Raw genomic sequence first — 14,377 nt, 5'->3', positions numbered from 1 at the left:
ATGCAATTTCAGAATACGGACCCTTAAGAGTAGGTTAGGTCAGCCTGTCTTTAAAATAGGGCGTAATCCCTCTTGAATATAGGTTTTCCACTAACTTGAAAAACTCTTCTGACGATAAATCCTTTTGACGCTGGAGCCAAAGGCGAAATAAAGAAAGGGAAGTTGTCAGGTAAAACTCAATGAAGTATGGCGTTAAGGAATGGTTTTGCAGAACGTTTAATTCTAATTGTTCCAAAGTGATTTCTTTTTTTAAGCGTTTTAAAAAACGGGCACTTCCATAATCACCCAAAAGGGCATTAAGAACCAGGAGATGTTCTCTTTTGTCCAGACAATAGAGCGTATCTTGAAACGTATGCATCGATAGTTCTTTATTCGCCAACTCTATCTTCATTTCATTTAACAAGTCATTTTCAACAGAGTCTAACAATTCGTAAATGTCAGTAAAGTATTGATAAAAGGTGCTGCGGTTATATCCTGACTTATTCGCAATTTCCTGAACCGAAATTTTCTCAATCGGCTTTTGGCTATATAACTCACAAAAAACTTCTACAAACTTTTGTCTTGTTTTCTCCGTTATTTGGGGTTGCTTTTTCATGTTTCCCTCCTACTAGCGAATAAGAATATTATCCGACAAATCATAAAAAACTGATGGTTGATCAAGGAATAATAAAGTTTTAAACTCACATCATACAACATGTTGTCTGGTAATCAAAGGGAAATTTTACTAAGTAGGGGTGGTTTTAATGTCAGCAAAACAAGATAGAATTTTAATTTTTGGGGCAGGTGTTATCGGGAGCATGTACGCAATTAAGCTCATTGAGGCGGGGGTTGACGTTACCCTGTTTGCACGTTCTAATAGATTTAAATCATTAAGAAAAAATGGCCTGCAATATAAAGAAAAAGGTACGGTTAAATCGATCCAGGTGAATGTCATTGATACGCTCGAAAATGACGATGTATACGATTATATTTTCGTTACCGTTCGTTATGATCGGTCTGAATCAGCGTTGTTAGCGCTAAAAGATAATCAAAGCAAAAATATAGTTACGATGACTAATAATTCAATTGGATTTTCTTCGTGGCTGGATATCGTAGGGGATAGGCTTTTACCAGCCTTTCCCGGCTTCGGCGGACAGATTAAAGATGGAGTATTGCATGCTCGATTTCTACCAAAGATTATAGTGGCAACTGCATTTGGAGAAATTAATGGTGTATTGACAGAACGCATAGAAAACCTTGCAAAAATATTTAAAGCAGCAAGGCTTCCCTACGTTATTAAAAAGGATATGCAAGCGTATCTAATTACACATTCCGTATCAGACATTGCCATGTTGAGCGTTTTGCATTCTGAGAATAAGATAATTGACAAAAAAACAGCCAGAACCAGAAAGACGGCACGCAAAATAACAGTCACTTTAAAAGCGTATCTAAGGGCAATACAAAAAGCTGGCGTTTCAATTGATCCACCAATGCTTAAGCTGGTGCTTAAATTTCCAAACTTATTATTGGATCTTTTCTTCATGACATGGCTACGAACTGAAATGGTTAGGGATATGATGTTGCCGGATTATGCGAATAATGCTAACAATGAGATTGTGCAGCTGAGTAATGATTTAATGATATTTTTAAGTCGAAATGATATCAAATCGGAAATACATGTTCAGTAATTTTTTTGTTAAACTATCGGGTATCCCTTATGAAGTGACAAACACTGGCTGGAATACGTTCCTGGTCAGCGGGAAGCCGCCTACTCCTTGGGTATGACGAATGCACAGCCAGTCAAAGTTTCCTTCATTATTGGGCAGCAGAGAACTTGCGGGAGATTTCCCGATATGCTGTTGGTGACATGCCCTTTTTAGCCGTAAATTGTTTGATGAAGTAAGTGTCATACTCAAATCCGGTAGCACGTGCAATTTCATTTAAGCTCATGTCTGTATGAGTCAGAAGATTCCCCGCAACCTTCAAGCGGTGCGACAGTAAGTAACCCATCGCTGTGCACCCGCATCTTTCCTGAAACATCTTATTGAGAGAAACGCGGTTCAAGTACGCGCATTTTGTTAAATCTTCCAGGATGATTTTGTCCGAATAATTGGTGTGTATATATTCCAGAACTAAATCCACAGGTGATTGTTCGCTATGACGGTTTAAATCTTCAAGCACCCCCAATATTTGTATAAAATATTTTTTTATTCTACATGCCCAGAGTGCATCGCTTTGCGCATACACTTCTGTGCCAAGCACAAAAAACCACTCAAATAATTGTGGGTATGCCTTCTCGGTTATGCGAGGTATCCCCGTTCGTTCGGGAGAATTACGAAACAGCGAAAGACCTGTTTGTATTTTCAAATCGGTCGGAAAGTAATTTTGTGTTTCAGAATGGGGGGTTGAGTTAAGAAAATCCGGATGAAAACAAAATGATGATGCAGAGACGTTGTGCTTATCTAAAACTTGTATCGTATCCTCTGCAGACAAACAAAGAATAGCGGGTGCTGAAATGGTGAACGGGCGTTCGTTCAATATCCCTTTTATACTTCCATTCGTAACAAAAGCAAGAGTAAATCGCTCCGGGTAGGGGAAATGTGCAAAATCCTCGGCAGCTACAAATTCGATATTTACCGTTCTGTTTTTATGGCGGTCAATTTGTGGCATGGTTCTCACCTGACAGATAGTATAGTTAAATGCTTCACTTATGACAGTGTATCACAAAAATTCAAGGGATATAATTTGGATATTGACAGAAAGGTGGTTATGTTGATGGCAATTAACATCGCAATTAACGGTTTTGGCAGAATTGGCAGACTTGCATTTCGGCAGCTTTTTGATACTGAAGGATATAGAGTTGCAGCCATCAATGATCTTACAAGTCCGCAGATGCTTGCGCACTTGCTGAAGCATGACACCACGCAAGGGCGTTATGATGCCAAGATTTCTTATAGCGAAAACAGCTTGAACGTGAACGGTGTGGATATTCCGATCTATGCCGAAAAAGACCCCGGAAAGCTCCCGTGGAAAGAACTGCAAATTGATGTTGTTCTGGAATGCACTGGTTTCTTCGCATCAAAAAAAGCGTCAGCAGCACATATTGAAGCAGGCGCCAAAAAGGTGCTGATCTCCACCACTGCCGGGAAGGATGTTCCCACTATTGTTTTCGGTATCAATGAACATACGTTGGCTAAGAGCGATATCATTGTTTCGGCTGCTTCCTGTACGACGAACTGTCTTGCGCCAATGGCGTATTTCTTGAACGAGCTTGCACCACTCAAAAAGGGCTTTATGACCACCATACACGCTTACACAAACGACCAGAACACCTTGGATGGACCCCATGCCAAAGTCGACCTGCGGCGGGCGCGTTCTGCGGCGGGCAACATCATCCCAACCTCAACCGGAGCAGCAAAGGCAATCGGGCTAGTGATCCCGTCCTTGGATGGCAAGCTGGATGGAACATCGCAAAGGGTGCCGGTCATGGCAGGCTCACTGACAGAATTAACCGCAGTGGTAGGCGGCTCCGTGACAGCAGAGCAGGTCAATAAGAAGATGGAACAGTCCCAATCGAATGAATATGGGTATACAGATGAACAGCTTGTTTCGTCTGATATTATCGGCATGACTTACGGCAGTTTGTTTGACGCTACACAGACAAAGGTAACAGAGCTAGGAACAGATACATTGGTGAAAATTGCTGCATGGTATGATAACGAGAACTCCTTTACCAGCCAGTTAGTACGTACCGCAAAATACCTGGCTAAATTATAATGTTTAGCGGGCTAGCGGATACTAAAAAATGAGCGAATACCCACAAGAGCTGCCATAAGCAGTGAAACAGGGCATATCACACGGGAAAAGGGGCTGTACCCAAATTGTTCGCATCACATGGGAACATAACATCTAAAACATAAAAAAGGATCTCAAATTCACTGAATAGTGGAGACTGGCCCGGCCCCATAACGTGAGACAAATTAAAAACACCTTCAAGAGAATGCAATCATGTCGTAAGATATGAAGACTACTTTGGAGGTGTTTTTGCATTGATTGTTAGTATTTTTTTCAACATATCAGACGATATGAACATCATTACTTACAGAGTCGCATAGAATGCGGCTTTTTGATTGGGGTAATTAGTGGATCCGATCCCCGGATAAATAAAGCTCTCGTGCAGTTTGAAGGAACAGTTTCACCCCGTGTGAAGCCTCCTTTAATGAAGGAACTGCCAAGTGAATGTCTCTAAAAGGTTGCGGATTAATTGTCCGGATGCGGACATTCGGTGGCAGTGTCGAAAGCGACAAAGAAGTTTTCGATACGATCGAGATTCCCAGCCCTTCTTGAATCATGCTCAACGCCGTGTTTATGTTGTGGCCGTTATATTTGGCGTACAAAGTGGTTCCAAACTGCTTAAATAGCTCAAAAATGGGTGTTACAAACCCACCTTTGCACACAATCATAGGTTCATTGTCCAGATCCGTAATATGAATGGTTTGGCGGCTTTGCAATGGATGATCATCCCGATGGACCAGGCATAATTCATCTCGAAAGAACGGAATCGTTTCAAGTTCGTTGCTCGGCGGTATAATCCAACCGACATCGATTATTCTGGAGTTTAGCCATTTTTTAATCTCCTCGATGGTTCCTTCATAAAGTTCAAATGTCAGCCCCGGATGGTTCTCCCCAATGATCCGCAATATTTTCGGCAAGAAGTGCGCGGACACAATCGGGAACACCCCGACACGAACGGAGCCGACTTCAAACCCTTTTTCAGCGGTTACCTCCTGCTCTACCTTATTGTATCCTTGCAAAATCTCTCTGAATATGGCCAGTAAGCGCAAGCCGATATCGGTGAGAATAACTCCGCTTTTTCGTTCCCGTATCATAAGAGTGACTCCTAATTCCGATTCAAGCGTTGAGATGGCGCGGCTGACGGCAGGTTGTGTCATATTTAAGTGCTCACCGGCTTTGGTAAAGCTACCAGTCTCGACTATTTTCACAAACAACATCAATTGCGAATGTGTCATAACAATTTTGATATCTCCTTCATAATAAACATGCATTTTATTTATAATTTGATCCATTGTACCATGGTAATCACCATTACACAAAGGAGCGATGAAGATAAATGCAACTCTCGCGAACACTTACTGTTATCCTGTTAACCTTTTTAGTCGCAATGTGGGGGGTGAACTGGCCGTTGTCCAAGTATGCACTCGAATTTGCACCCCCATTGCTTTTCGCCGGCTTGAGAATCACGATCGGAGGTCTCATTTTGCTTCTTATCGCTTTACCGCGTTATAGATATGTTAATTTGAAGCATACTTGGCACATTTACCTGATCTCCGGTTTGCTGAATATCATTCTCTTTTTCGGTTTTCAAACGTTTGGACTGAATATGATGCCTGCCGGTTTATTTTCGACAATCGTGTTCATGCAGCCCGTTCTTCTCGGAATCGGAGCTTGGTTGTGGTTAGGTGAATCCATGAACGGTTTCAAAATAGTCGGCTTGATTCTAGGCTTTATAGGAGTCGCTGTTATCAGCATGAACGATGGCTCTGGAAATATCTCGACCGTTGGTGTTTTGCTTGGCTTGGCCAGCACGATTACTTGGACATTCGGCACAATTTATATGAAGAAAACATCTAATAAAGTCGATGCGATCTGGTTGACTACCCTTCAGATGATTTTTGGTGGAATTGTATTGTTGATAGCGGGTACTACCATTGAAAACTGGACGGATATCGCTTGGAATCAGACGTTTATCTCGACGTTATCGGTTATTGCAATCTTCTGTACGGCCTTGACCTGGCTCGTCTTCTTTCTGCTTGTCAGATCGGGCGAAGCCGGCAAAATCGGGTCGTTTAATTTTCTGGTCCCGCTCATTGCGATCGTGATCAGCGTTCTCTTTTTGGGAGAAACGATTACTACCAAGATGGTAGTGGGACTTATTCTAATTATCATTGGTATTGCGCTTGTAAACCTCAAAATGAAATCACTGCAAAAGCGGGGCAATATGTTAAAGGGGGATATGTAGGCAAGGCAGGGGTAAAGCAACATCGTTATTACTCATGATATGGATCAATTGGTTTAACCTAATGAAATAAAGTTTATTTGAATTATCAGGAAATGATACCCCATAATGAAGTAACGGCAGTCGACCAAGAGATCGGCTGCCGTTGCTTCTTTAACTAGGGATAGAATAGAGTGGATCATAGGAAGCAGCTCGTGACAATAACATGGTAACTTATTGTAACTCAATATTAGTCCAACATAGCTGACACTATCCTTAGACACACAATATGGTCGAATTCGTTCGAAAACGGCCCCAGTTTCACGGATTGTCTTTGCTGCCATTACTTGCGATCAGATGTTCTGACCACCCGAGACCTCGATTCTCTGCCCGTTAACCCAGCGATTGTCGGAACCAAGTAAGCTGGCGACTGCGGGACCAATGTCCTCGGGTACCCCGACTCGACCAAGGGTAGTCATCGCGGCAAACGTTTCATTGTAAGCAGGTATGTCGCGTACAGAACCTCCTAGAAAATCGGTTTCGATTGCTCCAGGTGCAATGGTATTAGCGGTGATACCTCGGTGACCAAGTTCTTTGGCCAAATAGATGGTTAGAATCTCGACCGCCCCCTTTGCGGCAGAGTAGGCAGAGAATCCAGGAAAAGAAACGCGAGTAAGACCCGTTGAGAAGTTCACAATACGACCACCATCTGCAAGAAGCGGCAGAAGGGCCTGAGTCAAGAAAAACACACCCTTAACATGCACATTAAACAGGCCGTCGAACTGAGCTTCTGTAGTTTCGGTAAAGCCGGTCATTTCTCCGTAGCCGGCATTGTTCACCAGATGATCGAAAGTGGTGCTATTCCAGGTTGACTGCAGGGTCGAACGAACTGTCTCAACAAAGGCAGTAAAACTGGAAATGTTCCCCATATCAAGTTGTAGAGCGACTGCTTTACGCCCTAGGGCTTCAATTTCAGCAATGACAGACTTTGCTTCTTCTGCTTGGCTACGATAGGTCAGGATGACATCACCGCCATGACGTGCAATACTGATGGCAGTATTGCGACCAAGTCCGCGGCTGCCGCCAGTAACGATTGAGATATTTGCCATTGTAACTTCATCCTCTCAGAAATCATTTTAATTTACATTGGTATCATAAAAGATAAAGTTCACTTGAAGTCAAGACTTTTTCACTGAAAAAAAAGTGTATAATTAAAACGTGAAATCTTTGGTTTAACTATATCTTCCTCAAATTATATAACCTAAATTTGGATGTATTAATTATTATTATCCATAAAATCAATTAAAGTTTACTTTAATAGGAGGCGATGAGTTCTATTTATGTTGACTATAAGGGAAGTTACTGAATTGACAGGAATAGCGGCGTCCACACTTCGATATTACGAAAAAGAGGGGCTGCTTCCCCATGTGAAAAGAAATGAAACTGGGAAGCGGCTATATGACGATGAGGATTTAAGCTGGATTCACTTCGTTACTGCGCTTCGAGCCACAGGGATGCCGATTGCTCAAATTCAGAAGTATGTATACTTGTATAAAGAAGGGGACTCGACGATTGCGGAACGAAAAATGATGATGCTTCATCATAAAAAAGAAATTGAGAAGAGCATAAGGGAATTATATTTTAACCTGGATAAAATAAACTATAAGCTTGCTCTATATGATGTATTAGAATCTCAGATTGAACGAACTAACATCAAAATTTGATTATGCCCAAATACAAAGTCGCTAATTTAGCGACTTTGTATTTTTTTATAATTGTGATTTAATGAACTTCTCCATATGTCAATAGAACAATGGATATGGTTGTAACAGTCCTGACGATGGACAAGAACATGTTCCGATTGTCGATTAGAGAATGCTTTAGGCATATATAAGAGATAAGACATCTATCATTTCAATTGTTGTCTTATCTCTTTCGTATTAATTTTCACCAAGAATTTTAGTTGGATCAAGCCCTGGAGGGAATATTTCTTCAAAATGGTCCTTTTTCTCATATAAATTATACCAAGCATCCGCTATAACATCTGGGTCCCCTGTTGTTCCGGGTTGTATCATGGCTCCGATTGAAAGATGTCCGACAAACACACCTTTTTCTTTCAACTCATTGTGCAGGTTCGCGGCATAATTACGAATACCAGCCCCAACGATTCCGGCATTCCCGGCATAAGGTAAAGGGAACATAGTAGATACGTGTCGTACAGCAACACGACTTTGTACGCCTTTTGGCAGTCGCCCAAGTCCAGCGATTCGACATACTCAGGGTAACTTCCCACCAGTCCACCACGCTCGGGTTTCAAACCAACGTAGCTGAGGTCGCGAAGATTGTCTCCCGCTTCGAGAACAACGATGTAGCCGCTCATTCCTAGTCGAAAAAGCTAAAGTTGTATTCGGTCGGGTTGTGCACATTAGCAATCCATGAGAAACCGGGCATGCTGTTGGATGATAAAATGAAGATCTAGAGGAGGCTGCATATGGAACGTGTAATCCTAATGATGAATGTGCGAGAAAACCAGAGAGGAGAGTCAGTCTCATGGCAAAGATTATTTTTGCGTTGAACCAGTCTCTGGACGGGTTCGTCGACCATATGGCGTTTCAGCCCGACCCTGTGCTATTCCGTCATTTCATCGAAGACGTGCGCGGTCTGACGGGTTGCCTGTACGGGCGCCGCATGTACGAGACCATGCGGTATTGGGACGGGGATGGAGACCATTTTGAATGGGATGCGCCGGAACGGGAATACGCAGCTGCGTGGCAAAGCAAACCGAAGTGGGTGGTGTCGAGGACGTTAAAGTCCGTCGGTCCGAACGCTTCTCTGATCGAGGGCGACCTCTCAGCGGCCATACGTGGGCTGAAGGCTCAGCATGAAGGGGAAATTGAAGTTGCCGGGCCAGAGTTGGCGCACAGTCTAACGGAGCTCGGTCTCGTTGATGAGTATCGACTCTATCTCCAACCAGTCGTGCTGGGTCACGGCAAGCCGTTCTTCGCCGGTCCGCGGCTGCCGCTGCGCCTCGTGGCGAGCGATCGAATTGGCGAGCAGGTGATCAGGTTGACCTACGTTCCAGCTTAGTTTTGCGGTTGACTCAGCGACCTAAAGGGGCGATAGTTCAATAAAACAGCGGCGGTCTATGACTTTATTTTTTCATTCTTGCCGCTGTTTGGGTTACTGTGTGTTAGTCTAGAACTTATTTTTCAAATGCTGACGACTTTCCAACTCTATAACGGCGTCAAATCAATAACCTCAGTCTAACACTTTATTATCTTCGAACAGAAATAGATTACATGTCCAACATATACCAATAGAAATCAGGAAACAGGTCATGGATGAATTAAAGACTTATGTTTTAAGAAAACGTATAGAAAATGGCTTGAATCATTATATGATAAAAAGAGCAGTCGCTCTTAAGTCTAAGGAAATCGATCCAGAAGGAAGGGGAATTCAATATATTGTCGGGGGACAAGAACATAGTCCCTTTGAAGGTCGCTATTAGCGGCTTTTTTTGTTTTATCGGTACAAATTCTTGTCCCGAGCCAAGGACAAGAACTTGAGCCGATTACCGATTCGAAGGACGGCAAACTTAAGCTGATCATCAGCGAAGGAATTTCAACCACGGCCCCATTATGCGGATCTGCAATACTCAGACCCCCGATAAATTCAGGCAGTACCGGATGACTATATGGCCAGTTAGTTTGCTGAGGCCCCGACACACCACTGTCGATGACGTTAGGCCACAATGCTTCTTTATTTCAGAAAGTCGGTGATCTCATGCGTCTGTAACAATTCACGTTGTGAGAAAACGGGTCAAATACCCTTTCATTCTCTTAATGATCTTATCGTAACTCAATATGTGTCCGACGACATGAACATGATACACTTTGAAAGTCGCATAAATGCGTTTTTTTTGTTTGAAGTAAATAATTTCTTGCGTAGCTCAATGTGGGCTGCGATATTCGGGTTGCTCTTTTTTCTACATTGCATTTTCATTTTGTCACATTTTCCGCCTCCTTCCTGTCTTGTTTAATGACAGCGCATGAAGGAGGTTTCTTCGAATGGTTGCAAAGTATGATGTGGCGATTGTTGGTGGAGGTATTGCCGGACTGACCGCAGCTCTTTATTTAGCAAAAGGAGGAAAACGCGTCGTCGTTTTGGAAAGTCAGAATCAGATGGGGGGAAGGGCGATCACAAACATGAAGGACGGAATACGCTTCAATTTGGGTTCGCATGCACTCTATGCCGGGGACGCGTTCGACATTTTTCAGGAATTGAACGTAAATCCGGATATTTTTCGGAAAGTCGACGAGTTCACCCCGTACGGCATCTGGAAAGAGCAGGTGCACCCATTTCCGGCTGCGATCCGTTCGCTGCTTAAGACTTCCTTGTTATCGTCGACTGACAAATACAGGTTCGGAGCCATCCTCTTGAAGATCCTCAAGCTTGACACGGCCACGATTCCACACATGAGTCTGCGAGACTGGATGGAGGAGCACGTGAGAAGCCCGATGGTACGTCATCTTCTGTACGTGCTGGCCCGAGGAGGAACATACGTGCAGGCTCCGGATTTACAAGTGGCAGGACCCTTGTTCAGGCAGATGCAGCGTTCCATCACGGGAGTGTATTATTTGAAGAAAGGATGGGGATCCCTGATCGAAGAGATGTGTTCGGAAGCACGTCGGCTCGGCGTGGAAGTCATTACAGGTAGGAAAGTCATTTCCGTTGAGCATGATGACGGACGGGTGCAGCGGGTTCGATGCGAGAATGGCGAAACGATTGAGGCTCCTTATGTGATCCTGACGACAGCGCCGAAGATATCAAGCCGGTTGGTTCCATCAGCCGAACTGACTTCCCTGCGGACGTGGGAGCAGCAGGCCATTCCGATCACGGCCGCTTGTTTGGATATCGGGCTCCGTCGACTTCCCACACCGCAGCATCAATTCGTCTACGGCATCGATCAACCGGTCCTTATGATCAACTCCTCCCGTATCAAAGGGCTAGAACTCTGTGAGAACGATGACGTTCAAGTGTATCAAATGATCAAGTTTCAAGTGCAGGGAAGCCATGCGCAAGAAGACCGCAGCCAACTTGAACAAGCCATGGATCTCGTTCATCCCGGTTGGAGACGGGAAGTGGTGGCGGAGCAGTATTTGCCCAAGATGACGGTCGTTCATGACTTTCCACATATGAAGCGGGTCGAGAATCCAGGTCCTGCCGTCCCTCAGATTAAGGGTTTATACGTGGCTGGAGATTGGGTGTCACACGGTGAATATTTGGCAGGCGGGGCGGCAGCAAGCGCCAAGCGAGCTTCACTTCATATTCTCGCGAACTAAACGGACGATATCGAGAAGGAGGTCTGTATGGACACGGAACAACTATATGAAACTTATCGGACATTATTGTTCTCCTTGGCATATCGAATGCTCGGAAGCGTCATGGATGCGGAAGACATCGTGCAGGATTCTTTCCTGGCGATGAACCAATTGCCTTCCGACGCAAATATCAGGAACGTAAAGGCATACATGTGCAAAATCGTAACGAACCGTTGCCTGAACCTGTTACAATCGTCCGCGAAACAACGGGAAGTTTACGTGGGGACTTGGTTGCCAGAGCCGCTTGTGCATCTTGAAGACGCTAGCTTGGACCCTTCTGAAATTTATCAACAAAGAGAAACGATCTCAACGGCCTATTTAATGCTTTTGCAACAGCTAAGCGCGGTCGAGCGGGCCGTCTTTCTCCTGCGGGAAATATTTCAATACCCGTACGACGAGATTGCAGGCATGGTGGGGAAAAGCAGCTTCAATTGCAGGCAAATTTTCCATCGGGCCAAGAAAGGTATCCGCCATGAACCGCCGGACATAGCAAAGAGCACCGTTACGGAGACGCAAGTGCGGCAATTCATCCAAAGCGTGATCGCCGGGGATGCGAACCGCCTGTTGCAGTTGTTGTCTCCTGACGCCATCCATTATACAGATGGAGGTGGCAAGGTGCCGGCCGCGCGGCAGCCCGTCGTCGGAGCGGCGCAAGTCATTCCGTTTTATATGCAATGGATGGATTGGTTCAGGCGTCCTGACAGCCACTATTCCTATATCATCACTACGGTGAACGCAAGCCCGGGAATCATCATGATGATCGGCGGACGTATTGCTTACGTTTACTCGTTCGAGGCTTCGGACAGTAGGATTCATTCCATCTATGCAGTTGCAAATCCTGACAAACTTAAGTATCTGGAGGAGGTAGTAAGATGAGAATCATCGAATTGGAACTCAGAACTACCCGGTTAGCTGAAATGAAAGTGTTCTACTCAGAAAGACTTGGATTTGCTCTAGCAGACATAACGGAACATTCTATCACGATCATTGTCGGGGGAACGCGATTGACTTTCGTTCACGAAGAGGAGGGAAGGATACTGCCGTCCTACCATTTGGCAATGAATATCCCTGAGAACCAAATTCGCGAAGCAAAAAGCTGGCTTCTGGACAAAGGATGTCAGGTGCTTTCCGCTGCGTCCATTCCTTACGCAGGAATCCAGGCAAACGAAGATATCGCTTATTTCGAAGGAACGGATGCGCATGCCTTCTATTTCGAAGATCCTTCGGGGAATCTGGTGGAGTTCATCGCTCGGCATCGAATGGACAATACCTCAACAGAGCCTTTTGATCATGAATCCATTCTGAATGTCAGCGAGATCGGCTTACCGCTTCACGGCAGCGTACCGGAAACAATCCAACGTCTAAACTCTCGGTTTGACGTCATGCGTTATATCGGGGACGGAAAGACGTTTCAGATGCTCGGTGACGAGTACGGAATGTTCATCCTGGGGGATATGGCCATCGGATGGTACCCTTCAATGAAGATTCCAGAAGTTCACCCGATTCAAATGACGATTCTCGATCCTAAAGAAGGGGAGTTTCAATTGGATCCGTACCCCTACACCATTCGTGCGGTTTCCGAAAGGCCAGTCTAAGGAGGGATTAAACGATGGAAGTACAAAAAATGACCGCAACCCGCTCTTTGCTGTCGGCAGCGCTCAATACGCGCGGGTAGGTTTTAGCATATTGAAAGCGTAAAAGTAAATCTATGGTACTCTGAGAGCTGAAGGATTAGTTTGCCACGAACGGGACCATTGTTGAGTTAACATTTGATATCAAAACTTTAGGAGGATGAAAAATGAAGATCAAACGAATTGTTGCAAATATTGAGACGCAGGACATTTCCAAAGCTTCGTACTTTTACGGGGAAGTACTTGGACTTGATCAACTAATGGATATGGGATTTATTGCAACATACGGTTCGCATGAGAAAATGGGCATTCAGGTTAGTTTCCTATTAGAGGGTGGCTCTGGGACGCCTGTGCCTGATCTGTCAATTGAGGTTGATGATCTTGATGACGCGTTAACTCGTATAAAAGAAGCAGGAATTCCAATTGAGTATGGACCAACTGAGGAGCCATGGGGGGTTCGGCGTTTTTTTGTTAGGGACCCATTCGGGAAACTTATCAATATTCTTATCCATCTTTAAACATTAAATTTAGTATATATAGTTGCATTTGATAATCTTCTATAGATGAGTTCGAGTGGGTGACAAATCGAATAAGAAAGCAATATAAATGTGTCGGAGGACAAAAACATTGTTCCATTGAAAGTTGTTATTTTCTTAGCGGTTCGTATTATCAGGTTAGCCAGAATCTTCTGGTTGGCCTTTTTTGTGTTCGTTTTACGATGGGGGAACCGTGAGAATGTGACGGCTTTAGGGGCAATGATCCCGTAAGAAAAACTGTTCTCTCACGATCACCAAAGAACCATATTTGAGCTGCTAGGTGCGGTAGACCCCGTATCACGAACGAAGCTATGGGTTTGGAACCATCGTGGAAAAGGCCTAACAACGTCATTAACGGTGCTGAAGGAGCGGAACGATAAACTCGATTACTTTTTCCTCGCCATCCTCGATTAACAGGGTATGGCTCATAGCTTCTCACCGTCTTTCTCCACATTTTCTTTTCGTCCATGATTTCTGCTTCTAAAATATCTTTTTAAAAATTCACAGATACCGCAACTCATTGTCATAAGTTCACAATATTCGTCTAATATGATCATTACATGAACGAGTCACATGTAGATCTATTGAGAATAAAAGGAGACATAGGGGAGACTTAGGAATGAAGAAGACAGGAATGCTGTTTCTCGCTTTTGTTGTTGGCATATTAGGAGGGTTTACCCTTTTTCAATTCATCGTGCGGATCGTGTTGCGGCAAATGGACGCGTTTCCGGTAACGCTCATCGGAGCTCTTTCTATGATATTGCCTTTAGCCGGGGGTATAGCCGCAGTCATGCTGGCCAGACGTTTTACAAACAAAGCCGGACAAGATTGAGT

General features: G+C 44.2%; 16 protein-coding genes. 11 read left to right on the top strand and 5 right to left on the bottom strand.

Annotation, left to right across the window (positions count from 1 at the left end):
• Positions 1 to 34: 34 nt before the first annotated feature.
• Positions 35 to 595 carry a TetR/AcrR family transcriptional regulator gene (locus PAEVO_RS08715; protein ID WP_100537194.1) on the bottom strand — a complete coding sequence of 187 codons (561 nt, stop codon included), beginning with the start codon at positions 593 to 595 and terminating at the stop codon, positions 35 to 37.
• A gap of 148 nt (positions 596 to 743) precedes the next feature.
• On the opposite strand from PAEVO_RS08715, the gene PAEVO_RS08710 reads away from it, so the two are divergent.
• Positions 744 to 1,667, top strand: a complete 924-nt coding sequence (locus tag PAEVO_RS08710; protein WP_100537193.1) for a ketopantoate reductase family protein — start codon at positions 744 to 746, stop codon at positions 1,665 to 1,667.
• Between the two features lie 127 nt (positions 1,668 to 1,794).
• Here the strand turns inward: PAEVO_RS08710 and PAEVO_RS08705 are convergent, their stop codons facing one another.
• The gene (locus PAEVO_RS08705; protein WP_100537192.1) at positions 1,795 to 2,649 is read right to left on the bottom strand and encodes a helix-turn-helix domain-containing protein; all 855 of its coding nucleotides are present in this window, start codon (positions 2,647 to 2,649) and stop codon (positions 1,795 to 1,797) included.
• A 105-nt stretch (positions 2,650 to 2,754) separates the two neighbouring features.
• On the opposite strand from PAEVO_RS08705, the gene gap reads away from it, so the two are divergent.
• Positions 2,755 to 3,756 (top strand): type I glyceraldehyde-3-phosphate dehydrogenase, encoded by a 1,002-nt coding sequence (gene gap, locus PAEVO_RS08700; protein WP_100537191.1) that lies wholly within the window; start codon positions 2,755 to 2,757, stop codon positions 3,754 to 3,756.
• A gap of 362 nt (positions 3,757 to 4,118) precedes the next feature.
• Here the strand turns inward: gap and PAEVO_RS08695 are convergent, their stop codons facing one another.
• Complete coding sequence (locus PAEVO_RS08695; protein WP_100539377.1) at positions 4,119 to 5,009, bottom strand: LysR family transcriptional regulator; 891 nt, start codon at positions 5,007 to 5,009, stop codon at positions 4,119 to 4,121.
• A gap of 101 nt (positions 5,010 to 5,110) precedes the next feature.
• Between PAEVO_RS08695 and PAEVO_RS08690 the strand changes: the two genes are divergently transcribed.
• A complete protein-coding gene (locus PAEVO_RS08690; RefSeq protein ID WP_100537190.1) occupies positions 5,111 to 6,019 on the top strand; it encodes a DMT family transporter in 909 nt (302 codons plus the stop codon).
• 329 nt (positions 6,020 to 6,348) lie between these two features.
• On the opposite strand, the gene PAEVO_RS08685 is transcribed toward PAEVO_RS08690, so the two are convergent.
• Positions 6,349 to 7,104, bottom strand: coding sequence for an SDR family NAD(P)-dependent oxidoreductase (locus PAEVO_RS08685; protein WP_100537189.1), 756 nt, complete (start codon positions 7,102 to 7,104; stop codon positions 6,349 to 6,351).
• Between the two features lie 231 nt (positions 7,105 to 7,335).
• Between PAEVO_RS08685 and PAEVO_RS08680 the strand changes: the two genes are divergently transcribed.
• Complete coding sequence (locus PAEVO_RS08680; protein ID WP_100537188.1) at positions 7,336 to 7,719, top strand: MerR family transcriptional regulator; 384 nt, start codon at positions 7,336 to 7,338, stop codon at positions 7,717 to 7,719.
• A 216-nt stretch (positions 7,720 to 7,935) separates the two neighbouring features.
• Here the strand turns inward: PAEVO_RS08680 and PAEVO_RS08675 are convergent, their stop codons facing one another.
• Positions 7,936 to 8,196, bottom strand: a complete 261-nt coding sequence (locus PAEVO_RS08675) for a dehydrogenase (protein WP_100537187.1) — start codon at positions 8,194 to 8,196, stop codon at positions 7,936 to 7,938.
• Positions 8,197 to 8,545: 349 nt separating this feature from the next.
• Here PAEVO_RS08675 and PAEVO_RS08670 point away from each other — a divergent pair, with 349 nt between their 5' ends.
• From PAEVO_RS08670 to PAEVO_RS08645, 7 genes are all read left to right on the top strand, one after another.
• The gene (locus PAEVO_RS08670) at positions 8,546 to 9,082 is read left to right on the top strand and encodes a dihydrofolate reductase family protein (protein ID WP_100537186.1); all 537 of its coding nucleotides are present in this window, start codon (positions 8,546 to 8,548) and stop codon (positions 9,080 to 9,082) included.
• Positions 9,083 to 9,332: 250 nt separating this feature from the next.
• On the top strand, positions 9,333 to 9,503 hold the full coding sequence (locus PAEVO_RS33740) for a hypothetical protein (RefSeq protein WP_165789640.1): 171 nt from the start codon (positions 9,333 to 9,335) through the stop codon (positions 9,501 to 9,503).
• Positions 9,504 to 10,062: 559 nt separating this feature from the next.
• On the top strand, positions 10,063 to 11,337 hold the full coding sequence (locus PAEVO_RS08665; RefSeq protein WP_100537185.1) for a phytoene desaturase family protein: 1,275 nt from the start codon (positions 10,063 to 10,065) through the stop codon (positions 11,335 to 11,337).
• Positions 11,338 to 11,364: 27 nt separating this feature from the next.
• Positions 11,365 to 12,252: an RNA polymerase sigma-70 factor gene (locus PAEVO_RS08660; protein WP_100537184.1), complete on the top strand. Its 888-nt coding sequence runs from the start codon at positions 11,365 to 11,367 to the stop codon at positions 12,250 to 12,252.
• Positions 12,249 to 12,971 carry a VOC family protein gene (locus PAEVO_RS08655; protein ID WP_100537183.1) on the top strand — a complete coding sequence of 241 codons (723 nt, stop codon included), beginning with the start codon at positions 12,249 to 12,251 and terminating at the stop codon, positions 12,969 to 12,971. The genes PAEVO_RS08660 and PAEVO_RS08655 overlap by 4 nt, the downstream gene beginning before the upstream one ends.
• Before the next feature lie 203 nt (positions 12,972 to 13,174).
• Positions 13,175 to 13,525, top strand: a complete 351-nt coding sequence (locus tag PAEVO_RS08650) for a VOC family protein (protein WP_100537182.1) — start codon at positions 13,175 to 13,177, stop codon at positions 13,523 to 13,525.
• 637 nt (positions 13,526 to 14,162) lie between these two features.
• Positions 14,163 to 14,375, top strand: a complete 213-nt coding sequence (locus PAEVO_RS08645) for a hypothetical protein (RefSeq protein WP_100537181.1) — start codon at positions 14,163 to 14,165, stop codon at positions 14,373 to 14,375.
• Positions 14,376 to 14,377 lie beyond the last annotated feature (2 nt).

The sequence above is a fragment of the Paenibacillus sp. GM2FR genome (assembly GCF_002803325.1).
Lineage (GTDB): Bacteria > Bacillota > Bacilli > Paenibacillales > Paenibacillaceae > Paenibacillus_AQ > Paenibacillus_AQ lautus.
The sequence above is the reverse complement of the archived record's forward strand: the minus strand, read 5'-3'. Positions and strand labels throughout refer to the sequence as shown.